This window comes from Streptomyces sp. NPDC085946 (assembly GCF_044540485.1).
GTDB lineage: Bacteria > Actinomycetota > Actinomycetes > Streptomycetales > Streptomycetaceae > Streptomyces.
In genome coordinates, this window is the sequence record NZ_JBITSF010000006.1 from 158,179 (window position 1) to 181,038 (window position 22,860).

The 22,860-nt window shown below is 71.0% G+C and carries 15 protein-coding genes; 5 read left to right on the top strand and 10 right to left on the bottom strand.

What is annotated here, in order from left to right:
* Window positions 1–115 precede the first annotated feature (115 nt).
* On the top strand, window positions 116–1,336 hold the full coding sequence (locus tag ACIF8T_RS15005) for a thiolase family protein (protein WP_400034988.1): 1,221 nt from the start codon (window positions 116–118) through the stop codon (window positions 1,334–1,336).
* Window positions 1,333–3,462 (top strand): 3-hydroxyacyl-CoA dehydrogenase NAD-binding domain-containing protein, encoded by a 2,130-nt coding sequence (locus ACIF8T_RS15010; RefSeq protein ID WP_400034990.1) that lies wholly within the window; start codon window positions 1,333–1,335, stop codon window positions 3,460–3,462. Before ACIF8T_RS15005 ends, ACIF8T_RS15010 begins: the two co-directional genes overlap by 4 nt.
* 106 nt (window positions 3,463–3,568) lie before the next feature.
* Here ACIF8T_RS15010 and ACIF8T_RS15015 read toward each other — a convergent pair whose 3' ends face one another.
* Window positions 3,569–4,585: a hypothetical protein gene (locus tag ACIF8T_RS15015; RefSeq protein ID WP_400034992.1), complete on the bottom strand. Its 1,017-nt coding sequence runs from the start codon at window positions 4,583–4,585 to the stop codon at window positions 3,569–3,571.
* Between the two features lie 79 nt (window positions 4,586–4,664).
* On the opposite strand from ACIF8T_RS15015, the gene ACIF8T_RS15020 reads away from it, so the two are divergent.
* Entirely contained in the window at window positions 4,665–5,036 is a 372-nt protein-coding gene (locus tag ACIF8T_RS15020; protein ID WP_400034994.1) for an NTP pyrophosphohydrolase, read from the top strand.
* A 99-nt stretch (window positions 5,037–5,135) separates the two neighbouring features.
* Here the strand turns inward: ACIF8T_RS15020 and ACIF8T_RS15025 are convergent, their stop codons facing one another.
* The 9 genes from ACIF8T_RS15025 to ngcE form a co-directional block, all read right to left on the bottom strand.
* The gene (locus ACIF8T_RS15025) at window positions 5,136–6,659 is read right to left on the bottom strand and encodes an amino acid permease (RefSeq protein ID WP_400034996.1); all 1,524 of its coding nucleotides are present in this window, start codon (window positions 6,657–6,659) and stop codon (window positions 5,136–5,138) included.
* A gap of 163 nt (window positions 6,660–6,822) precedes the next feature.
* Window positions 6,823–8,742: a 1-deoxy-D-xylulose-5-phosphate synthase gene (dxs, locus tag ACIF8T_RS15030; RefSeq protein ID WP_400034998.1), complete on the bottom strand. Its 1,920-nt coding sequence runs from the start codon at window positions 8,740–8,742 to the stop codon at window positions 6,823–6,825.
* Between the two features lie 195 nt (window positions 8,743–8,937).
* Window positions 8,938–10,233 (bottom strand): sugar ABC transporter permease, encoded by a 1,296-nt coding sequence (locus tag ACIF8T_RS15035; protein ID WP_400035000.1) that lies wholly within the window; start codon window positions 10,231–10,233, stop codon window positions 8,938–8,940.
* Window positions 10,230–11,024 (bottom strand): ATP-binding cassette domain-containing protein, encoded by a 795-nt coding sequence (locus tag ACIF8T_RS15040; RefSeq protein ID WP_400035002.1) that lies wholly within the window; start codon window positions 11,022–11,024, stop codon window positions 10,230–10,232. The genes ACIF8T_RS15035 and ACIF8T_RS15040 overlap by 4 nt, the downstream gene beginning before the upstream one ends.
* Window positions 11,025–11,216: 192 nt before the next feature.
* Window positions 11,217–12,320, bottom strand: a complete 1,104-nt coding sequence (locus ACIF8T_RS15045) for a sugar ABC transporter substrate-binding protein (protein WP_400035329.1) — start codon at window positions 12,318–12,320, stop codon at window positions 11,217–11,219.
* 133 nt (window positions 12,321–12,453) lie between these two features.
* Entirely contained in the window at window positions 12,454–13,653 is a 1,200-nt protein-coding gene (locus tag ACIF8T_RS15050; protein WP_400035004.1) for an ROK family transcriptional regulator, read from the bottom strand.
* A gap of 858 nt (window positions 13,654–14,511) precedes the next feature.
* On the bottom strand, window positions 14,512–15,435 hold the full coding sequence (locus tag ACIF8T_RS15055; protein ID WP_400035006.1) for a carbohydrate ABC transporter permease: 924 nt from the start codon (window positions 15,433–15,435) through the stop codon (window positions 14,512–14,514).
* 5 nt (window positions 15,436–15,440) lie between these two features.
* Window positions 15,441–16,367 carry a carbohydrate ABC transporter permease gene (locus tag ACIF8T_RS15060; RefSeq protein WP_400035008.1) on the bottom strand — a complete coding sequence of 309 codons (927 nt, stop codon included), beginning with the start codon at window positions 16,365–16,367 and terminating at the stop codon, window positions 15,441–15,443.
* Between the two features lie 16 nt (window positions 16,368–16,383).
* A complete protein-coding gene (gene ngcE / locus ACIF8T_RS15065; RefSeq protein WP_400035010.1) occupies window positions 16,384–17,853 on the bottom strand; it encodes an N-acetylglucosamine/diacetylchitobiose ABC transporter substrate-binding protein in 1,470 nt (489 codons plus the stop codon).
* Between the two features lie 417 nt (window positions 17,854–18,270).
* Here ngcE and ACIF8T_RS15070 point away from each other — a divergent pair, with 417 nt between their 5' ends.
* On the top strand, window positions 18,271–22,083 hold the full coding sequence (locus tag ACIF8T_RS15070; RefSeq protein WP_400035012.1) for a GH92 family glycosyl hydrolase: 3,813 nt from the start codon (window positions 18,271–18,273) through the stop codon (window positions 22,081–22,083).
* 21 nt (window positions 22,084–22,104) lie between these two features.
* Window positions 22,105–22,788, top strand: a complete 684-nt coding sequence (locus ACIF8T_RS15075; RefSeq protein WP_400035014.1) for a hypothetical protein — start codon at window positions 22,105–22,107, stop codon at window positions 22,786–22,788.
* Window positions 22,789–22,860: the final 72 nt, after the last annotated feature.

Consider the following 22,860-nt stretch of genomic DNA (forward strand, 5'->3'; position numbering starts at 1 on the left):
GCTTGGGGCGAGGGGACTGGGCAGCTACGTTACCCACAAGTAGCATGGGCCTGAGCGCGCGCTCAGTGCATGCGCGCCGCAGCAGTGCCACCCCGCACCCTGGAGGAGAGCCATCGTGCCTCGTACCGTCAGGGACGTCGTCTTCGTCGACGGCGTCCGCACCCCGTTCGGCAAGGCGGGCCCGAAGGGCATCTACCACGAGACCCGCGCCGACGACCTCGTCGTCAAGGCGATCCGGGAGCTGCTGCGCCGCAACCCCGGCCTCGACCCGAAGCAGATCGACGAGGTCGCCATCGCCGCGACCACGCAGATCGGCGACCAGGGCCTGACCATCGGCCGCACGGCGGGCATCCTCGCCGGTCTCCCCCAGTCCGTCCCGGGCTACTCCATCGACCGCATGTGCGCCGGCGCCCTGACCGCCGTCACCACGGTCGCGGGCTCCGTCGCCTTCGGCGCGTACGACATCGCCATCGCCGGCGGTGTCGAGCACATGGGCCGCCACCCGATGGGCGAGGGCGTCGACCCGAACCCGCGGTTCGTCTCCGAGAAGCTGGTCGACGAGTCCGCCCTCTTCATGGGCATGACCGCCGAGAACCTGCACGACCGCTACCCGCAGATCACCAAGCTGCGCGCCGACGAGTACGCGGTCCGCTCCCAGGAGAAGGCCGCCAAGGCGTACGCCAACGGCAAGATCCAGGCCGACCTGGTGCCGGTCTCGGTGCGCCGCACCAACCCGGAGGGCGGCGAGACCGGCTGGGGCCTGGTCACCGCCGACGAGCCGATGCGCCCGGGCACCACCCTGGAGAACCTGCAGGGCCTGAAGACGCCGTTCCGCGTGCACGGCCGGGTCACCGCGGGCAACGCGGCCGGTCTGAACGACGGCGCCACCGCCTCGCTGATCGCCTCCGAGGACTTCGCCCGCGCCCACGACCTCCCGGTCAAGATGCGTCTGGTCTCCTACTCCTTCGCGGGCGTCGAGCCGGAGGTCATGGGCTACGGCCCGATCCCGGCCACCGAGAAGGCCCTCGCGCAGGCGGGGCTGTCCATCTCCGACATCGGCCTGTTCGAGATCAACGAGGCCTTCGCCGTCCAGGTCCTGGCCTTCCTCGACCACTACGGCATCGCCGACGACGACGAGCGCGTCAACCAGTACGGCGGCGCCATCGCCTTCGGCCATCCGCTGGCCTCCTCCGGCGTCCGCCTGATGACGCAGCTGGCCCGCCAGTTCGAGGAGCAGCCGCACGTCCGCTACGGCCTGACCACGATGTGCGTCGGCTTCGGCATGGGCGCGACGGTCATCTGGGAGAACCCGCACTTCGACGGAGGCAACAAGTGAGCACCACCGCTGAACTCCTCAAGGGCGCGGCCGAGCTGTTCCCCGACGAGGTCGTCACCCAGGCGCACGTACGCCACTTCGACCTGCCCCTGGGCGCCGGGCGCTTCGCCCTGATCACCCTGGACAACGGGCACGACCACACCAAGCCGACCACCTTCGGCCCCCAGTCGCTGGCGAACCTGAACGCCGCCGTCGACCAGGTCGAGAAGGAGGCGGCGGACGGCGAGATCGTCGGCGTCGGCATCACCGGCAAGCCGTTCATCTTCGCCGTCGGCGCCGACCTCAAGGGCGTCGAGCTGCTGAAGGAGTGGGACCACGCCTACGCCATCGGCAAGGGCGGCCACGACGTCTTCAAGCGCCTCGCGGGCCTCGCGGTGCCGACCTTCGCGTACTACAACGGCGCGGCCATGGGCGGCGGCGTCGAGGTCGGCCTGCACTGCACCTACCGCACGGTCTCCGCGGCCGTCCCGGCGTTCTCCCTGCCCGAGGTCTTCCTCGGCCTGGTCCCCGGCTGGGGCGGCTGCACCCTGCTGCCGAACCTGATCGGCGCCGAGAAGGCCGTCTCGGTGATCATCGAGAACAGCCTCAACCAGAACAAGCAGCTCAAGGGCAAGCAGGTCTACGAGCTCGGCATCGCCGACGCGCTGTTCGAGGGCGCGGACTTCCTGGAGCAGTCCCTCATCTGGACCGCGTCCGTCCTCAAGGGCGAGATCGTCGTCGAGCGCCCGGTGATCGACCGCGGCGAAGGCTGGGACCAGGCCGTCGCCAAGGGCCGCTTCGTCGCCGACTCCAAGGTGCACGGCGCCGCCCCGGCCGCCTACCGCGCCCTGGACATCATCGCCGCCGCCAAGAACGGCGACCTCCAGCAGGGCTACGACGCCGAGGACAAGGCGCTCGCCGACCTGATCATGGGCGGCGAGCTGCGCGCCGGCATCTACGCCTTCAACCTGGTGCAGAAGCGCGGCAAGCGCCCCGCGGGCGCCCCGGACAAGAGCCTGGCCCGCCCGGTCACCAAGGTCGGTGTCGTCGGCGCCGGTCTGATGGCCTCCCAGCTCGCGCTGCTCTTCCTGCGCCGCCTGGAGGTCCCGGTCGTCCTCACGGACATCGACCAGGAGCGCATCGACAAGGGCGTGGGCTACGTCCACGCCGAGATCGACAAGCTGCTCGGCAAGGGCCGCATCAACCAGGACAAGGCCAACCGCCTCAAGGCGCTGGTGACCGGTGTCCTGGACAAGGCCGAGGGCTTCGCGGACGCCGACTTCATCATCGAAGCGGTGTTCGAGGAGATGGGCGTCAAGCAGCAGGTGTTCGCGGAGGTCGAGGCGGTCGCCCCGGCGCACGCCGTCCTGGCGACGAACACCTCCTCCCTGTCGGTGTCGGAGATGGCGTCGAAGCTGCGGCACCCCGAGCGGGTCGTCGGCTTCCACTTCTTCAACCCGGTCGCGGTCCTGCCGCTGCTGGAGATCGTGCGCGGCGAGAAGACGGACGACGCCTCCCTCGCGACCGCCTTCGCGGTGGCCAAGAAGCTGAAGAAGACCGCGGTGCTGGTGAAGGACGCCCCGGCGTTCGTCGTCAACCGCATCCTGACCCGCTTCATGGGCGAGATCCAGAACGTCATCGACGAGGGCACCCCGGTCGAGGTCGCCGAGAAGGCGGTCGAGCCGCTGGGCCTGCCGATGTCCCCGCTGGTCCTGCTGGAGCTGGTGGGCCCGGCGATCGGCCTGCACGTCTCCGAGACGCTCAACCGCGCGTTCCCGGACCGTTTCACGGTCTCCCCGAACCTCAAGGCGGTCGTCGAGGCGGGCAAGCGCGGCTTCTACGTCTACGACAGCGGCAAGCCGGAGCTGGACCCGGAGGTCGCCGCGCTGCTGAAGCAGGGCGACACCGTCCTGACCGAGGAGCAGGTCCGCGCCCGCGTCCTGGACGCGGTGGCGCAGGAGATCGGCCTGATGCTCGACGAGGGCGTCGTCGCCGAGGCCCAGGACGTCGACCTGTGCCTGATCACGGGCGCCGGCTGGCCCTTCCACCTGGGCGGCATCACGCCGTACCTGGACCGCGAGGGCGTCTCCGAGCGGGTGAACGGCAAGCCGTTCCTCGCCCCGGGCGTGGCCTCGGTGCCGGCGTGACCGGCTGAGCGCGCGAAGAGGGCTCCCGCCACCGGCGGGGGCCCTCTTCGCGTGTGCGCCGGCGCGGCTCACGGGCGGCTCCGCGGGCGCCTTGCGCGCCCGCGCGTCACACCTCCCGCCAGGCCGTCAGCGCCAGCCCCGGCTCCTCCTTGCGGCGGGCGAGCAGCAGGCGGCCGGACGACGGGGACAGCGTGGCGGCGACCACGCGCCCGTCCCGGTCCAGCGCCAGGGCCACCCCGGCGTCGGACGGCAGGGCGGGACCGGACTCGGTCCACCAGGCGCCGGCCGGCTCCCGCTCCGTCGGATACGCGGCGAAGGCGACCCGTCCGCTCGCCGAGCGCTGGGCGAGCAGGGTGCAGTCGTGGCCCTCGATGACGCAGCGCACGGCGGCCACCGGGCCCGGTCCTGCGGCGGCCAGCAGGGACACCGGCTTGTCGCCGGGGCGCCAGGCGCACAGGTCGCCGGAGCCGTCCGTGAAGTACAGCGTGGTGCGGTCCCGGGAGGTGGCGAGCGCCCGCAGGGTGCCGGGCCGGACCGGTGTCTCGATCCGGTCCTCCAGGACCGGCACCGCGCCCGGCTCCTCCTGCCGCCAGCGCAGCAGCCCGCCGGGGACGGCGGCGTACAGCTCGACCAGGCCGGACTCCCCCGCCACGGCCGCGAGCCCGTCCTGGACGTCCGCTCCCCCCAGGTCCCGCCAGGGTCCCCAGCCGCCCTTCTCCTGCTGCGCGCGCATGCTCACCCCGCCGGCCCGGTTGCGGACGAAGAGGTGCGCGCGGCCCTGGGCGTCGACCGCGACCGCGGGCCGCCCGGTCCTGTCGCCCTTCTTGTCGGGGTGGCCGACCGGGGTCCAGTCCAGAGGCGCGAGGAGCGGCCGGAAGTGCGTGGAGTGCACGAGGCCCGACTCGCCAGGCACGGTGGGCCGCCAGGCGACCAGGTGGGCGTAGCCGTCGGCGCCCTGGCCGACGGCCGCTCCCCGGTGCAGCCGCTGCTCGCCGCCGATCCTGCGGGCTGCCTCCCAGGGGCCGGCGGGGCCGCGTTCGGCCCGGCACAGCACGGCGTCGTCGGACGGCAGGTACACGGTGAGGCGGCCGTCGCGGCCGCGCAGGAGCCAGTCGCCGATCACCCGTTCACTGTATGCGGGGCCCCGACGCGCTCCGGGCCCGGCCCCGCCGGTCCGCGGACGGCCGTGGCAACCTGGCCGCATGGATGACACCGGTGCCCTGCTCGTCGTCGTCGACGCCGCGAACGTCGTCGGGTCGGTGCCCGACGGCTGGTGGCGGGACCGCAGAGGGGCGGCGGAGCGGCTGCGGGACCGGCTGGCGGCGGAGGGGGTGCCGGGGCACGCCGGCCCGGTGGAGATCGTCCTGGTGGTGGAGGGCGCGGCGCGGGGGGTGGCGTCCGTCCCCGGTGTGCGGGTCGAGTCCGCGCCGGGCAGCGGCGACGACCACATGGTCGACGTGGTCGCCCGGGCGGGCGGGCGCCGGGTGCTGGTGGTGACGGCCGACCGGGAACTGCGCGGGAGGGTGCGGGAGCTGGGGGCGGAGGTGGCGGGGCCGCGGGCGGTGCGCCCGTAGGCGGGCGCTCGCGGAGGGCCCGGCGCACGTGCCGCGGCCCCGCGCCCCCGCCCGGGAGGCGGGTGGTGCGAGGCCGCGGACGGGGAGCGGACGGGTCCGCTACCGGGCGTCCCCGCCGGACGGTCCCACCGCCCCGCCGGGGCCCGTGCGCTCGCCCCGTGCCAGGCGGCTGTGGGTGCGGCCGTACGCGAAGTACACGACGAAGCCGATCGCCATCCAGATGCCGAAGCGGATCCAGGTCTCGGTGGGCAGGTTCAGCATCAGCCACAGCGAGGCGCACACCGACAGGATCGGGACGACCGGCACCCACGGCGTGCGGAACGCGCGGTGCAGGTCGGGCCGGGTCCTGCGCAGGATGATCACGCTGATGGCGACGACCACGAAGGCGAACAGCGTGCCGATGTTCACCAGTGCCGCCAGCTCGTTCAGCGGGGTGAAGCCCGCCACGACCGCGATGACGACGCCGAGCAGGATGGTCGGCCGGTGCGGGGTCTTGTACCGGGGGTGGACGCGGGAGAAGAACCGCGGCAGCAGGCCGTCGCGGCTCATCGCGAAGAAAACCCGGGTCTGGCCCAGCAGCAGGATCATGCACACCGTCGTCAGGCCGACCGCGGCGCCGAAGCTGATGAAGCCCGCGAACCAGGGGTGCCCGGTCTCCTTGAACGCGTCGGCGAGCGGCGCGTCCACCGACAGCCGGGTGTAGTTCTGCATGCCGGTGACGACGATCGACACGGCGACGTACAGCACCGTGCAGATGAGCAGCGAGCCGAGGATGCCGCGCGGCATGTCGCGCTGCGGGTTGCGGGTCTCCTCGGCGGCCGTGGCGACGATGTCGAAGCCGATGAAGGCGAAGAAGACGACGGAGGCGGCGGTGAAGATGCCCATGACGCCGAAGTTGGACGGCGCCCAGCCGAACATCAGCTGGATCAGCGGCGAGTCGAGACTCCGGCCCGCCTCCACGGGCTTCGCCTTCGGGACGAACGGGTCGTAGTTGGCGGTCTTGATGAAGAAGGCGCCGGCGACGATGACGACGAGGACCACGGTCACCTTGATGGCGACGACGAGCGAGGTGATCCGCGCGGACAGCTTCATGCCGAGGACGAGGATGCCGGTGAGCACCAGCACCAGCAGGGCGGCGAGGATGTCGAAGCCGAAGCCCTCCGCCCCGTCCCGGCCGCCGAGCGCGTCGGGCATCTGCCAGCCCGCGTTGTCCAGCAGCGAGCGGATGTAGCCGGACCAGCCGACGGCGACCACCGCCGTGCCCAGCGCGAACTCCAGCACCAGGTCCCAGCCGATGATCCAGGCGGGCAGTTCCCCGAGGGAGGCGTACGAGAACGTGTACGCGGATCCGGCGACCGGCACCGTGGACGCGAACTCCGCGTAGCAGAGCGCGGCCAGCGCGCACGCGACGCCGGCCGCGACGAAGGCCAGGGCCACGGCGGGGCCGGCGTTGTTCTTGGCGACCGTTCCGGTCAGGACGAAGATGCCGGTGCCGATGATCACACCGACGCCGAAGACGGTCAGATCCAGCGCGGACAAGGACTTCTTGAGCGCGTGTTCTGGCTCCTCGGTGTCGAGGATGGACTGCTCGACCTTCTTCGTCCGGAAGAGGGTGTTGCTCACGGGCCTACCTCCCACGCTTGTCGTCCTCGACATGATCGAGAGGGCTTATTCCGTATGCCCCGATGTGAGGTGAATCACGCCAATGGGCCGGTTCCGCCACTGTCAAGAGTGGCAGAACCGGCCCATTCGGCGGTGAGGTCGTGCGGTGCCCGTCGCGCGGTGGTCAGTCGCGCGCGCTCTCCACGGGGTCGACGGCCCGCTCGAACCGGCCGTCCAGCTTGGCGACCAGGCCCGTGACCTGCCGGGCGATGTCCGGCGCGGTCAGCCCGATCTCGGTCAGCACCTCGGCGCGGGAGGCGTGGTCGAGGAAGCGCGGCGGGATGCCGAAGTCGCGCAGCGGCACGTCGACGCCGGCGTCCCGCAGGGCCTGCGCGATCGCGGAGCCGACACCGCCGACGCGGGAGTTGTCCTCGACCGTGACGACGACGCGGTGCCGGTCGGCGAGCGGTGCCAGGGCCTCGTCGACGGGCTTGACCCAGCGCGGGTCGACGACGGTGGTGGAGATGCCCTGCCGGTCCAGCAGGTCGGCCACCTCCAGGCACATCGGGGCGAGCGCGCCGACGGAGACCAGCAGGACGTCGGGCCGGTCGGTGCCGGGCTCGCGCAGGACGTCCATGCCGCCGACGCGGCCCACGGCCGGTACGGCGGGGCCGACGGCGCCCTTGGAGAAGCGGACCACGGTCGGCGCGTCCGTCACCTCGACCGCCTCGCGCAGCTGGGCGCGGACCTGGTCGGCGTCGCGCGGCGCGGCCAGGCGCAGCCCGGGGACGACCTGGAGGATCGACATGTCCCACATGCCGTTGTGGGAGGCGCCGTCGGTGCCGGTGATGCCGGCCCGGTCCAGCACGAAGGTGACGCCGCACTTGTGCAGGGCCACGTCCATGAGCACCTGGTCGAAGGCGCGGTTCAGGAAGGTCGCGTACACGGCGAAGACCGGGTGCAGTCCGCCGGTGGCCAGGCCCGCCGCGGAGACGGCGCCGTGCTGCTCGGCGATGCCGACGTCGTAGACCCGCTCCGGGAAGCGCTTGGCGAACTTGTCCAGGCCGACCGGCTGGAGCATGGCGGCCGTGATGGCGACGATGTCCTCGCGCTCCTCGCCGAGGCGGACCATCTCCTCGCCGAAGACGGAGGTCCAGTCGGCGCCGGAGGTGGCGATCGGCAGGCCCGTGTCCGGGTGGATCTTGCCGACGGCGTGGAAGCGGTCGGCCTCGTCCTGGAGGGCGGGCTGGTAGCCGCGGCCCTTCTCGGTGAGGCAGTGCACGATGACGGGCCCGCCGAAGCGCTTGGCGCGGGAGAGGGCGGACTCCAGGGCCTCGATGTCGTGGCCGTCGATCGGGCCGACGTACTTCAGGCCCAGGTCCTCGAACATGCCCTGCGGGGCGATGAAGTCCTTCAGGCCCTTCTTGGCGCCGTGCAGGGTGTCGTAGAGCGGGCGTCCGACGACCGGAGTGCGCTCCAGGACCTCCTTGGTGCGGGCGAGGAAGCGCTCGTAGCCGTCGGTGGTGCGCAGGGTGGCGAGGTGGTTGGCGAGGCCGCCGATGGTGGGCGCGTAGGAGCGCTCGTTGTCGTTGACGACGATGACCAGCGGGCGGTCCTTGGCGTCGGCGATGTTGTTCAGCGCCTCCCAGGCCATGCCGCCGGTGAGCGCGCCATCGCCGATCACCGCGACGACGTGGTCGTCGCGTTTGAGGAGCTGGTTCGCCTTGGCCAGGCCGTCGGCCCAGCCGAGGACCGTGGAGGCGTGGGAGTTCTCGATGACGTCGTGCTCGGACTCGGCCTGCGAGGGGTAGCCGGACAGGCCGCCCTTCATCTTGAGCCTGGAGAAGTCCTGGCGGCCGGTGAGCAGCTTGTGCACGTAGGACTGGTGGCCGGTGTCCCACAGCACCTTGTCCCTGGGCGATTCGAAGACCCGGTGCAGGGCGATGGTGAGCTCCACCACGCCGAGGTTGGGGCCGAGGTGGCCGCCGGTCTTGGAGACCGCGTCGACGAGGAAGGTCCGGATCTCGCCTGCCAGCTGGTCCAGCTCCTCCAGGCTGAGCCGGTCCAGATCGCGCGGTCCCCTGATGCGGGTCAGCAGCGGCACCCGTGCCTCCTTGCAGTAGAGCTGTTCGAGCTGTTGCCGGGCTTGTCGAGTCTAATGTTCCGCCCTGCCGGAACGTGTCGGGGCGGTGCGTCGTACGTCACGCGTTCGGCTCTACCCAGCTTGCACCCGTGCTACGACACGACTGCGCCCGGCACCGCCGTTGGTGCCGGGCGCAGGACTCGGGGGCGGGTGCGGCTAGGCGCGGCCCGCCGTCTTCTGCGTCTTGCGCGTGATCGAGTCGATCACGACCGTGGTGAGCAGGACCGCCGCGGTGATCATGTACTTCACCGGCTCGGCGATGGACTCCAGCTGGAGGCCGTACTGGATGGAGACGATCACCAGGACACCCAGCAGGGCGTTCCAGGTGCGGCCCCGGCCGCCGAAGAGCGAGGTGCCGCCGATCACGGCCGCGGCGATCGCGTTCATCAGCAGGTCACCGGTACCGGCGCTCTGGTTGGCCGAGGCGATCTTGGAGGCCAGGAAGAGGCCGCCGATCGCGGCGAAGCCGCCCGAGATGGCGAAGACCGAGATCCGCACCGCCGTGACGTTGATACCGGCACGCCGGGACGCCTCGACGCTGCCGCCGAGGGCGAAGATCTTCCGGCCGTACGCGGTGCGCCGCAGCACGAAGTCGGTGGCCACCAGGAAGGCCAGGAAGATCACCGTGGCCAGGGGCAGGCCCTTGTACTGGTTGTACATGAAGGCCGCGGCGAAGGAGACCACCGCGAGCAGTCCGGTGCGCAGCAGCAGGTCGCTGAGCGGCCGGGACGGGATGCCCGCGGCCTCGCGGCGCCGGTTGCCGAGGAACGAGCTCACGAAGAACACCACGACGACGACCGCGGCGAGGCCGTAGGCGGCGGCGATGTCCGTGAAGAAGTACGTCGTCAGCTGGCCGATGAAGCCGTCGCTGTCGAGGTTGATCGTGCCGTTCTCGCCCAGGATCTTGAGCATGAAGCCGAGCCAGAACAGCAGGCCGGCCAGGGTCACGGCGAAGGCGGGGGCGCCCAGCACCGCGAAGAAGAAGCCGTGCAGCGCGCCGATGGCCGCGCCGGCGACGACGGCGAACAGCACCGCCACCCACTCGTTCCAGCCCTGGTTCACGGCGAGGACGGCCGCGATGGCGCTGGCCGCGCCGCTGACGGAGCCGACCGAGAGGTCGATCTCGCCGAGCAGCAGCACGAACACGATGCCGACGGAGATCATGCCGGTGCCGACCATCGTGACGGTGATGTCACTGATGTTCTGCGCGGACAGGAACGCCGAGTTCAGGCTCTGGAAGATGACGCAGATGATGACCAGGCCGAGGATGACCGGGAGGGAGCCGAGCTCACCGGCCTTCATCTTGCGCTTGAACTCGGTGACGTAGCCGCCCAGGCCCTGTTCGCGGACCAGCAGGCGGGGGTCGACCGCGGTCACCGCAGCGGCGGCGGCCTCGGGGTTCTCGACGGCGTGCTCGTCCTGCGGCGCCGAGGAGGTCTTCTCGATGCTCACTTGGATACCTCCCCGTTCGTGGTGCGCGACGCACGGCGGGTCACGGCATTGTCGGTCGCGCCGGTGATGGCGGCGATGATCTCTTCCTGCGAGGTCGTCTTGACCTCGAAGACACCGTTGTTGCGGCCCAGCCGCAGCACGGCGACCTTGTCCGCCACGGCCTTCACGTCGGCCATGTTGTGGCTGATGAGGATGACGGCGTGGCCGCGCTCGCGCAGCCGCTCGACCAGGTCGAGGACCTGGGCGGTCTGCTCGACGCCGAGGGCGGCGGTGGGCTCGTCGAGGATGACCAGCTTGGGCTCGCCGAGCATCGAGCGGGCGATGGCCACCGTCTGGCGCTGACCGCCGGAGAGCGAGGCGATCGGGATGCGCACGCTGGGGATGCGGATCGACAGGGTCTGGAGCAGGTCGCGGGCGCGCCGCTCCATCTCGACCTCGTCGAGGATGCCGCGCCGCTTGATCTCACGGCCCAGGAACAGGTTGCCGACGACGTCGATGTTGTCGCACAGCGCGAGGTCCTGGTAGACGGTCGCGATGCCCAGGTTCTGGGCGTCGTGCGGCCGGCCGATCTGGACGGTCTTGCCTTCCCATTCGATGGCGCCCTCATCGATGGGGTGCACGCCGGCGATCGTCTTGACCAGCGTGGACTTTCCGGCTCCGTTGTCGCCGACCAGGGCGACCACTTCACCGGCGTGGACCTCAAGCTCTACGTCGGTGAGCGCCTGGACGGCACCGAACCGCTTGGAGACCCCGCGCAACGCCAGCACGGGCGTAGCGGACACGTGAACCATCTCCTTCGCCGCCTGACCCGGCGGAAGGTAGTGCAGAAAGTTGGGGGAACGTTCCGTCCGGCGCCCCGCGCGAGAGCTTGCGGGGCTGTGGAGGCGCGGGGCGCCGGACGAGTCGTGGGCAGTCGGTCCCGTACGGACTTCCGGTGCCGGGATTCGGGCCGAATCCCGGTGCCGGAGCGGGACCGGTGCTGCTTACTTGATGCCGAGCTTGTCGCAGGCGGCCTTGTACTTGCCGGTGCAGATCTCGGCGGCGGTGTAGACGCCGTCCTTGATGACGGTGTCCTTCACGTTGTCCTTGGTCAGCGAGGTGACCGGGACGAGCACGGACGGGACGTCCTTGGCGCTGTCGCTGGAGACCTTGTCCTTGGCGATGGAGCCGAGGTCCTCGCCCTTGGCGAGCGCGACGGCCATCTCGGCGGCGGCCTCGGCCTCGGGGGCGTAGGGCTTGTAGACGCTCATGAACTGCTCACCGGCGACGATGCGCTGCACGGCGGCGAGTTCGGCGTCCTGGCCGGTGACCGGGATGTCACCGATGCCGGCGGCCTTCAGGGCGGTGATGATGCCGCCGGCCATGCCGTCGTTGGCGGAGTAGACACCGGCGATCTTCTTCTTGCCGAGCGCCGAGATCGCCGCCTCCATGTTGGCGTTGGCGTTGTCCGGCGACCACTCCTTGGTGTCGTACTCCTTGCCGATCTTCACCTTGCCGTCGAGGACCTCGTGGGCGCCCTTCTTGAACTGGGCGGCGTTCGGGTCGGTGACCGACCCGTTCATCATGACGATCTGGCTGTCCTTGGCCTTGTCGCCCAGCTGCTCGAGGAGGGCCTTGCCCTGGGTGCGGCCGACCTCGACGTTGTCGAACGAGGTGTAGGCGCTGATCGGGCCCTCGGCCAGGCGGTCGTACGCGACGACCTTGATGCCGGCGTCGACGGCCTTCTGCACGGAGTTCTTGATGGCCTTGGCGTCGACCGCGTCCAGGATCAGCACGTCCACCTTGCTGGTGATCATCGTGTCGATCTGCTGGGCCTGGAGGCTGGCGTCCTGGCGGGCGTTGTTGTACTGGATCTCCGCCTTGTTGTCCGTCAGCTCCTTGATCTTGCCTTCGATCAGCGGGCGGTCGAACTTCTCGTAGCGCGCGGTCTTGCTCTCCGGCAGCAGCAGGCCGATCTTGATGTTGTCGCCCTTGGCGGCGGAGCCGGTGGCCTTGTCGCTGTCGCCGCCGGACTCCTTGGCGCTGCCACAGGCGGCCAGCGAGACGGCCAGCGCGCTCGAGGCGATGGCAACGGCCGCACGACGCATACGCGTGTTCACTTCAGAAACCTCCCTGACGAGGCCGCGTCGTTGCGGCCGAGGTGGCTGGAAGTCAACTCGGCCACACGTGCGACGTCAAGAAGTAAATCCTTAACGAGATGGCAACGGTGCCATCCGTTCTCTAAGTGAAGGCAGGAGCGGCCGCGTGGAGCGTGCTGTCCAAAAGGGTGGAATCACCCATCTCGCTGAGGGCGAGGGCGAGCGCTCCGAGCACCTCCGCGCGGCCCCCAAGTGCCCCGGGGAGAACGGAGAGTTGGCGAGCCGCGCTGGGGATCGCATAGCGGCCGACGGACTCCCGGATCGGCCCGAGCACCAGCTCACCGGCCTCGGCGAGATCACCGCCCAGGACCACCCGGCTCGGGTTCAGCAGGTTGCAGAGATTGGCCACCCCACTACCGATGTGGCGGCCGACGTCGGCGATCACCCGACGGCAGCCCGGATCGCCCTCCCGCGCCAGCCGTACGACGCCCTCCATGGTGAGGTCGGTGCCGTGGCTGGACTGGAGGAGCGGGAGCACGTAGCGCGCGGCCGCGAAGGTCTCCAGGCAGCCCCGGTTGCCGCAGCGGCAGACAGGGCCGGACTCGTCAAGTGTAATATGTCCGATTTCACCTGCCGTGCCGCCCGGACCGCGGTAGATCTTGCCGTTGATCACCAGGCCCGCGCCGACGCCGCTGGCGACCTTGATGTAGGCCAGGTCGCGCACGCCCCGGCCGCTGCCCCAGACCATCTCGCCGAGGGCGCCGAGGTTGGCGTCGTTGTCCACGTGCACGGGCACGCCGAGCCGCTCCCGCAGCTCCTCGGCGGGCTTGGTGCCGGTCCAGCCGGGCAGGATGGCGGTCGAGCCCAGCGTTCCGGACTCGACGTCGATCGGGCCCGGGACGCCGAGACCGATTCCGGCGATCTTGGCGCGATCCACACCGGTCGCCTCGACCAGGCGGCTGACCAGCTGTTCGGCCCGGTCGAAGCCCTGGGTGGAGGAGGCGTCGACGTCCAGCGGCTCGGACTCCTCGGCGAGGACCTGATGGGCGAGATTCCCGATCGCGACCCGCAAATGCGTGTGCCCGAAGTCCACGCCGATGACGATGCCGGCGTCTCCGCTCAGGGACACGCTGCGCGCCCGGCGGCCGCCCGCCGACGTCGGCGTGACCTCGACGGTGCCGCCTTCCTTGAGTTCCCGCACGATGTTGGAGACCGTGGCCGCGGACAGGCCCGTCGTCCTCGCGATCTCTGCCTGGGTGAGGGAACCCGCCAGGCGGACGGCACGTACGACCCGCTCCAGGTTGGCTCGGTGCAGCGACGACTGCGACCCCGGAGTCTCCACGACGACCTCCTGCGCGCGGGGCCGCTTCGGTGAGACCCCGTCTATGTCCAACTAGTGAACTCTAAGCTGAGCTGTTCGGGTTGCCTCCCGTCAAGAGGTTGAACTGTTTCCGCGTCGATGCCCACACATGCGCATAAAGGGGCTCCCGGGGGCGCGGGGGTGGGTGTGGTCCCGGGGGCGAGGGGTGGATCTTGCGATGGTGAAGACCCGGGACGGGGGTCGGAGCACGGGGGCGGGGTCCGGCCCGGGGCGGGGCCGGAGCACGGGGGCGAAGGCCAGCCCGGGGCAGGGCCGGAGCACGGGGGCGAAGGCCAGCCCGGGGCGGGGCCGGAGCACGGGGGCGAAGGCCAGCCCGGGGCAGGGCCGGAGCGCGAGGGCGAAGGCCAGCCCGGGGCAGGGCCGGAGCACGGAGGCGAAGGCCGGCCCGGGGCGAGGCCGGAGTGCGGGAGCGAGGTCCGGCCCAGGGCGGGCCGGGAGCAGCAGCGGCGGGGCCGCTCCGCCGTCCGGCCGGGGCCCGCAGAGCGCACCGCACCGCACCGCACCGGGCACGGAGAGCGGCCGGGCCCACCGCGACCGCCACCGCCCCGGTGCCCGCCCGCCCCGGGACGCGCCCGGGGCGGTGCGCCCGGCGGCAGCCGGGCCGCCCCGAGGGATCCGCCGCTCGCCGCCGCGGGATGCGCGCCTCCGGCCCGTCCGCCGGCTCCGCGGCCGGGCCGCCGTCCGGCCGGCCGCGCCGGGGGCGCCGGGGGCGCAGGCCGCCCGGCGTCCACGCGCCCCGGCGGGAGGGCCGCCGCCGGAACGGCACAGGGACAGGGACAGGAACAGGGACAGGGACAGGAACAGGGATGGGCCCCTCCCCTACTTCAGCGCCCCCGCCGTCAGCCCCTGCACCACCTGCCGCTGGAAGACGATGTACGCGGCGAGGACCGGCAGCATCGCCATGACCAGGCCCGCGAAGAGGCCGGACCAGTCGCCCTTGTAGCCCTGGCTGACGGCGAGCTGGACGAGGCCCTGGGTGAGGACGCGCCGGTCCGGGTCGGTGTTGAGGACCGTGGGCAGCATGTACTGGTTCCACTGGCCCAGGAAGTTGAAGATCCCCACGCTGACCAGGCCCGGCTTGGCCATCGGCAGCATGATCTGGAAGAACGTGCGGGAGTGCGAGGCGCCGTCGACGAAGGCCGCCTCCGCCACCGAGGTCGGCAGGGTGCGGAAGAAGGCGGTCAGGAAGAACACCGTGAAGGGGAGGGAGTACGCGATGTAGACGAGGATCAGGCCGTGGATGCTGTTCAGCAGGCCCATGTTGTTGACGACGTAGAACAGCGGGACCAGGGCCAGCATGATCGGGAAGCTCATGCCGCCGACGAACAGGTAGTAGACGAACCTGTTGCCCGGGAAGTCGAAGCGGGCCAGCACGTAGGCCGCCATGGAGCCGAGGACCAGCGTGCCGGCGAGCGAACCCCCCACCACCAGGACGGTGTTGAGGAAGTAGTCGCTCATGTTGGCCTCGGTCCAGGCCCGCGACCAGTTGTCGAAGTGCAGCCGGTCCGGCAGCGACCAGGGCGAGGAGAAGATGGACCGGTCGTCCTTGAAGGACGTCATCACCGCCCACAGCAGCGGCATGACCACCATGAACGCCCAGAGGACGAGGAGGCCGTGGGAGAAGGCGTTGAGGACCGCGCCCTCCTTCTTCTCCCCCGGGGGCGGGCCGGCCGGCGCGCCGGTCTTGGTGACGGGCGCGCCGGACTCCGCCGGTACGGGTGCGGGGGTCTCGGTCGTGGTCATGGGAATCAGTACTCCAGCCGCTCGCGCCGCCCCAGCCGCATCACGACCGCGGCGAAGGCCAGCGTCACGATGAGCAGGGCAACGCCGATGGTGGTGGCGTAGGCGGCCTGCCCGTCACGGAACGCCTTCTGGTAGACGTACAGGACCATGACGGTGGTCGAGTAGTCGGGACCGCCCGGCCCGGTCGTCATGATCTGCACCACCGCGAAGGACTCGGCGCCCAGGGCGAGGATGCCCATGTAGACCCAGCCGGACTGCACGGTGTCCCACAGCAGCGGCAGGGTGACCCGGAAGAACGTGGTGGCGCGGCCCGCCCCGTCGAGCAGGGCCGCCTCGTACAGCTCCGCCGGGATGGAGGCCATCCCGGCGGAGAAGAGGACCACGAAGAAGCCGACCGTGGACCAGACGAGCACCGCCATCACGGCCCACAGCGCCAGGTCCGGGTCGCCCAGCCAGAGGGGCTGGACGCCGTCGAGCCCGACGGCGCGCAGGACCGAGTTGACGGCACCGCTGTCCGGGTTGTACGCGAAGGCGAACAGCAGTGCGACGATGGCGATGGACAGGACCTGCGGGAAGAAATACACGATCTTGTAGAAGGCGGAGCCCCGCACGCCCGTGACGACCGGGCCGCCCCTCCTCCGCCGTCCGCCCACATTGATCATGAAGGCGAAGAACAGCGCCAGACCGATGGTCACGAGCGGCAGCAGGAGCGCGAACAGCAGGCTGTGCTGCAACGACTTCCAGAAGATGTCGTCGTCGAGCATCCGGCGGTAATTGCCGAATCCGACCATCGTGAATTCGGGGCTCAGCCCGGTCCAGTCCGTGAACGAGTAGTAGATGGACTGGACGAACGGCCAGACCACGAAAAGCGCGTACAGCCCGAGGGGCAGGGCGAGAAACCCCGCGACGAACCGGTACTTGCCGTGCTGCATCGCCACTCCGCCGCCGTCACTGGTGCTTGTAGTGCTTGATGGACGAATCCTTCGCGGTCTCGTCGGCGAATGCCTGGATCTTCTTGACGGCCTCGGCCGGGGTGAGCCGGCCGGCCATCATCTCGCCGAGACCGGACACCCCGATCTTCTCCTTCTGGAGCTGTACGTACCAGTCCTGCAGGCGCGGATTCACCACGTTGCCGCCGGCTTTCTCCAGCGCCGCGACACCGGATTCCAGACCCGGGGTGAGGGTGATGCCGTCGGTGCCGCCGTTGTACGCGGTCAGGGACTTCACCTTGCTGGTGAAGTTCTTCGAGGAGGCCTCGCTGAGCATGATGCGCAGCTGCTCCATGCCGCCCTCGGCGTTCTTCGCCTTGGCCGGGACGACGAAGGGCTCGCCGCCGGAGGCCCAGATGGTGCCGAAGGGCATCTTGTCGGAGGAGTCCAGGCCGGTGGGCGCGGAGACCGCCAGGCCGAAGTCCTGCGGGATGACGTTCGCCGACTCGTTCTCCACCCAGGAGCCGTTCGGGAGGAAGAGGGCCTTGCCCTGGGCCCAGGCGGTCTGCGACTGGATGTGGTCCAGGCCGGGCGTGCCCTTGAGGACGTAGCCCTTCTTGTACAGCTCGTAGTAGGCCTCGAAGCACGCCTTGACCGCCGGGTGCCTCCAGGCGTTCGGCTCCAGGTTGTCGATGGCGTCGAGCACCTCGCGGCCGCCGACCTTGCCGATCATCGGGTACAGCGAGAAGGGCAGGTAGTACGGGTACTTGCCCGCGTACGTCCAGCCCGCCATGCCCTTCTTCCGGGCCTTCTCGCAGACCGTCAGCATCTGGTCCCAGGTCTCGGGGTACTGCTCGTCGAGCGCGTCCAGGGCCTTCCGCGAGTACCAGACGCCGTAGACCGTGTAGGCGTAGTAGAGGATCCAGACCTTCTCGCCGTCGAACCGGCCCATCTCGACGATGCCGGGGCGCAGCGTGTCGCGGACCTTCTTGCCCGGGTCGTCGTAGGACGGGGCGTCCAGCAGCGGGGTGAGGTCGGAGAGCTGGTTCTTGCCGACCAGGACGCCCATGTCCATCTGCTCGGCGCCGGAGTTGTCGATGAGGTCGGGCGGGGTGCCCTGGTTGAAGCGGGGCTGGAGCGTGGACTGGATCTTCTGGGTGGCGGAGAAATCGACCGAGGCGTCGGGGAAGTTCTTCTCGTAGATCCTCACGGCGTCCTCGGCGTACTCCTTGCCGAAACCGCCGTCGAACAGGACGAATTCCAGTCCCGCGGTGCCGTTGACGCCGAGCGGGTTCTTCGCGGTCTTCTTGCCCGCCTTCGCCTTGTTGCCGTTGTCCCCGCCCCCGCTGCTGGCACACGCGGACAGGAAGCTCATCGTGGGGACGGAGATCAGGCCCAGCGCGGCGGACCGTTTCATCAGACTGCGGCGGCCGACGCCGGCGGAGCCGTGGTCACCGGGGCCTTTGTTCTCGGCGGACGTGGATCCCATGCTCAAGTCCTCGCCTTCTCCAGGACTCAGGCGGTGAACCGGATCCTTCCCGGCACCGCGTTCGGGTCGAACTGGGTCGTGCAGAGCGTGCGGGTCGTGCGGGGAGTGGGCACCCCGCGGGACGCGTGTGCATCGGAGTGTGCCGTTCGGGTGCTGTGAGGATGCCCCGGATCGCCGACAGGTATAGTCCACTTCCCGCCAACGGAGCAAGATCGAATGCAAGGTTGGCCATGGCCTTTTCCGAGTTGAGACCTCGCGGAAATGTGCGCGGACTTCGGACGGCACGCCGGAAAAATCCCCGGTACGGTGCCCGAATGCCACAGCCAACACCCTTGACATCTCCCGCCACTTGACCCACTACTGGTCCTTGCGCATCGAAGCTGACAACGTTGTCCGGCGCGCAGGGAGGGCTCACGTATGCAGCGCAGAGTGGTGTGGCACAGAACGGTGCGGCACCGGTACGGTTCGGCGGTCGTCGCGGCGACCGCCTTTGCTTTGGCCGTGGGTTCACAGGGCGTCGCGGTCGCCCTGCCGGAGGCGCCCGCGGCGGGCCGGGAGTTCGTGTCCTCCTTCGAGGCGGACGACCCGGCTCCCGACTGGTCGAACACGGTCGACACGGACCCGGGCGGCGGCAAGCGGGCCTCGGGGGTCGACGGCGGCTACAGCAGCGGCATCCCGGGCGGTGTCACCGACCGCGTCACGGACGTGCGGGCCAGTGGCGAGAACGCGGGCGCCGGCGAGGTGAAGGAGAACCTCGTCGACGGCGAGCCGAGTACCAAGTGGCTGGTCTTCGAGTCCGCCGGCTGGGCCGAGTTCGACCTGGACGCGCCGGTCAGGGTGGCGCGCTACGCGCTGACGTCGGCCAACGACCACGCCGAGCGCGACCCGCGGGACTGGACGCTGAAGGGCTCGGCGGACGGCGAGGAGTGGACGACCCTCGACACCCGCTCCGGGGAGTCGTTCGCCGAGCGGTTCCAGACGAAGACGTACGACATCGCCGAGCCCGGCGCGTACCGGCACTTCCGTCTGGAGGTCGCCGCCGACCACGGCGGGGGCATCCTGCAACTGGCCGACGTGCAGTTCTCCACGGGCGGCGGCGACGGGCCCGTCCCGCAGGACATGCTGTCGCTGGTCGACCGCGGCCCGAGCGGCTCGCCGACGGCCAAGGCGGGCGCCGGGTTCACCGGAAAGCGTGCCCTGCGGTACGCCGGACGGCACACGGCCGAGGGGCGGGCGTACTCGTACAACAAGGTCTTCGACGTGGACGTGGCCGTCGGGCGGAACACGCAGCTGTCCTACCGCGTCTTCCCGTCGATGGCCGACGGCGACCTGGACTACGCCGCCACGAACGTCTCCGTGGACCTGGCCTTCACCGACGGCACCCGCCTCAGCGACCTGCGCGCCACCGACCAGCACGGCTTCCCGCTGACCCCGCGGGGGCAGGGCGCGTCCAAGGTGCTCTACGTCAACCAGTGGAACAACGTCGTCTCGCGGATCGGGTCGGTCGCGGCCGGCCGGACCGTCGACCGGATCCTCGTCGCGTACGACTCCCCCGAGGGCCCGGCGAAGTTCCGCGGCTGGCTCGACGACGTGGCGATCCGGTCCGTGGCGCCCGAGAAGCCCAGGGCGCACCTGTCCGACTACGCGGTCACCACGCGCGGCACGAACTCCAGCGGCGGCTTCTCGCGCGGCAACACCTTCCCGGCGACGGCCGTGCCGCACGGCTTCAACTTCTGGACGCCCGTGACCAACGCGGGCTCGCTGAGCTGGCTGTACGACTACGCCCGCGCCAACAACGCGGACAACCTGCCGACGATCCAGGCGTTCAGCGCCAGCCACGAGCCGAGCCCCTGGATGGGCGACCGGCAGACCTTCCAGGTGATGCCGTCGGCGGCCTCCGGCACGCCGGAGACCGGCCGTGAGGCGCGGGAGCTGCCGTTCCGGCACGAGAACGAGACCGCGCGGCCGCACTACTACGGCGTCCGGTTCGAGAACGGGCTGAAGGCCGAGATGGCGCCCACGGACCACGCGGCGGTGCTCCGCTTCACCTACCCGGGCGACGACGCGAGCGTGCTGTTCGACAACGTCACCGACCAGGCGGGCCTGACGCTCGACCGGGAGAACGGCGTGGTCACCGGCTACTCGGACGTGAAGTCCGGGCTGTCGGCGGGCGCGACCCGGCTCTTCGTGTACGGCGTGTTCGACAAGCCGGTGACCGGGGGCTCCGCCGACGGGGTCAAGGGCTGGCTGCGCTTCGACGCGGGCGAGGACCGGACCGTCACCCTGCGCCTGGCGACCTCCCTGATCAGCCTGGACCAGGCACGGGACAACCTCCGCCAGGAGATCCCCGACGGCACCTCCTTCGACGCGGTGAAGCACCGCGCCCAGCGGCAGTGGGACCGGCTGCTCGGCAAGGTCGAGGTGGAGGGCGCCACGCCGGACCAGCTGACGACCCTGTACTCCGGCCTGTACCGGCTGTACCTGTACCCGAACTCCGGCTTCGAGAAGGTCGGCGGGAAGTACCGCTACGCCTCGCCGTTCTCGCCGATGCCGGCCCCGGACACCCCGACGCACACCGGCGCGAAGATCGTCGACGGCAAGGTGTACGTGAACAACGGCTTCTGGGACACCTACCGCACCACCTGGCCCGCGTACTCCCTGCTGACACCGAGCCGGGCGGGCGAACTGGCCGACGGGTTCGTGCAGCAGTACAAGGACGGCGGCTGGACCTCGCGCTGGTCCTCCCCCGGGTACGCCGACCTGATGACGGGCACCTCCTCGGACGTGGCGTTCGCGGACGCGTACGTCAAGGGCGTCGACTTCGACGCGGAGGCGGCGTACGACGCGGCCGTGAAGAACGCCACCGTGGTGCCGCCGGCGCCGGGCGTCGGCCGCAAGGGCATGGCGACCTCGCCGTTCCTCGGCTACACGAGCACCGAGACCCACGAGGGCCTGTCGTGGGCGCTGGAGGGCTACCTCAACGACTACGGCATCGCCCGGATGGGCCGGAAGCTGTACCGGGAGACGGGCGAGGAGCGCTACCGGGAGGAGTCGGAGTACTTCCTGGACCGCGCCCGCGACTACGTGAACCTCTTCGACGCGAAGGCCGGCTTCTTCCAGGGCCGCGACGCCGAGGGGCGGTGGCGCGTGGAGTCCTCGGCGTACGACCCGCGCGTGTGGGGCCACGACTACACCGAGACCAACGGCTGGGGCTACGCGTTCACCGCCCCGCAGGACAGCCGGGGCCTGGCCAACCTGTACGGCGGCCGCGCGGGTCTCGCCGAGAAGCTCGACGCGTACCTGTCCACCCCCGAGACGGCCTCCCCCGAGTTCGTCGGCTCCTACGGCGGTGTCATCCACGAGATGACCGAGGCGCGGGACGTGCGGATGGGCATGTACGGGCACTCCAACCAGGTCGCCCACCACGCCCTGTACATGTACGACGCGGCCGGGCAGCCGTGGAAGACGCAGGAGAAGGTCCGCGAGGTGCTGTCCCGGCTGTACACCGGCAGCGAGATCGGGCAGGGCTACCACGGCGACGAGGACAACGGCGAGCAGTCGGCCTGGTACCTGTTCTCCGCGCTGGGCTTCTACCCGCTGGTGATGGGCAGCGGCGAGTACGCCATCGGCTCCCCGCTGTTCCGCAAGGCGACCGTGCACCTGGAGAACGGCCGCGAACTGGTGGTGAAGGCCCCGGACAACAGCGCGCGCAACGTGTACGTGCAGGGGGTGAAGGTCAACGGCCGCACCTGGTCGAAGACGTCCCTGCCGCACGCGGTGGTCGCACGCGGCGGGGTTCTGGAGTTCGACATGGGACCGCGCCCGTCGGCGTGGGGCACCGGCGAGGACGCGGCGCCCGTGTCCCTCACCCGGGGCGACGAGGTGCCGGCGCCGCGGGCGGACGTCCTGGAGGGGGACGGCGCCCTGTTCGACGACACCTCCGCCACGAGCGCGAGCGTGACCTCCGTCGACCTGCCGGTCACCGGGCGCGCGAAGGCCGTGCAGTACACCCTGACCTCCTCGGACCGGACGAAGGCACCGTCCGGCTGGACGCTCCAGGGCTCGGACGACGGGACCGCCTGGCGGACCCTGGACCGGCGCTCCGCGGAGTCCTTCGCGTGGGACCGCCAGGTACGCGCGTTCTCCGTGGGGTCCCCGGGCACGTACGAGAGGTACCGCCTGGTCCTCGACGGCGAGGCGACCGTGGCGGAGGTCGAACTGCTCGCCTGATCCGTCCCGTCGGGGGTCGTCATGCCGTTTCCCGTGCCCGTCCCGCCCGACGGCGTCGACCCGGCCCGGCTGCCGCCCGCCGCCTTCCGGGCGGTCGGCAGCCGGCGGACGCTGCTGCGCGCGTCCGGTCCGCGGGCCGAGACGGTGCACGGGGAACTGGCCGCGGCCTGCGCGCGGTTCGGCGGCCGGGTCACGGGGGACGCGGACGACGGCCCGTACGACCTGGTGCTGGAACTGGGCGGCGACGCGGACGCGTTGGGCGAGGAGGGGTTCGCGTACCGGCGCCGGGACGGCCGGACGACCGTCACCGCCGCCGGCCGGCGCGGCCTGCTGTACGGCCTGTTCCACGTGGTGCGCCTCGGCGAGGAGGCGTTCCGCGGCGAGCGGGCCGCGCAGACGCGCCGCCCGGCGCTCGCCCTGCGCAGGCTGGACCACTGGGACAACGTGGCCGTGCACCCGGTCATGGGCCAGGTGGAGCGCGGGTACGCGGGCGGCTCGCTGTTCTGGGCGGACGGCCGGGCGCGCGGGGACCTGGCGCGGGTGCGGGCGTACGCCGCCCGCCACCGGTACGGGGAGCTGACCGGGGCGCGGCCCGGCACGGAGATCCACGCGTATCCGTTCAACGGGCACGAGGGCGGCGACGCGGTGCACGTGCGCCGCCGGCTGCGGCGGCTGGGCGGGCTGCTGCCTGCGGAGCCCGCGTGACCGCGGGAGCAGGGTGGGAGCGGCCCGGGCGGCGGGTTCCGGTCCGCCGTCATGGGAGCGCTCCCACCCTGC

Coding starts and splice junctions, on each gene's coding strand:
- ACIF8T_RS15020 (WP_400034994.1), top strand. CDS start 4,665: ATGGATGACACCGGTGCCCTGCTCGTCGTCGTCGACGCCGCGAACGTC.
- ACIF8T_RS15040 (WP_400035002.1), bottom strand. CDS start 11,024: ATGGTTCACGTGTCCGCTACGCCCGTGCTGGCGTTGCGCGGGGTCTCC.
- ACIF8T_RS15045 (WP_400035329.1), bottom strand. CDS start 12,320: ATGCGTCGTGCGGCCGTTGCCATCGCCTCGAGCGCGCTGGCCGTCTCG.
- ACIF8T_RS15055 (WP_400035006.1), bottom strand. CDS start 15,435: ATGACCACGACCGAGACCCCCGCACCCGTACCGGCGGAGTCCGGCGCG.
- ACIF8T_RS15060 (WP_400035008.1), bottom strand. CDS start 16,367: ATGCAGCACGGCAAGTACCGGTTCGTCGCGGGGTTTCTCGCCCTGCCC.
- ngcE (WP_400035010.1), bottom strand. CDS start 17,853: ATGGGATCCACGTCCGCCGAGAACAAAGGCCCCGGTGACCACGGCTCC.
- ACIF8T_RS15070 (WP_400035012.1), top strand. CDS start 18,271: ATGCAGCGCAGAGTGGTGTGGCACAGAACGGTGCGGCACCGGTACGGT.
- ACIF8T_RS15075 (WP_400035014.1), top strand. CDS start 22,105: ATGCCGTTTCCCGTGCCCGTCCCGCCCGACGGCGTCGACCCGGCCCGG.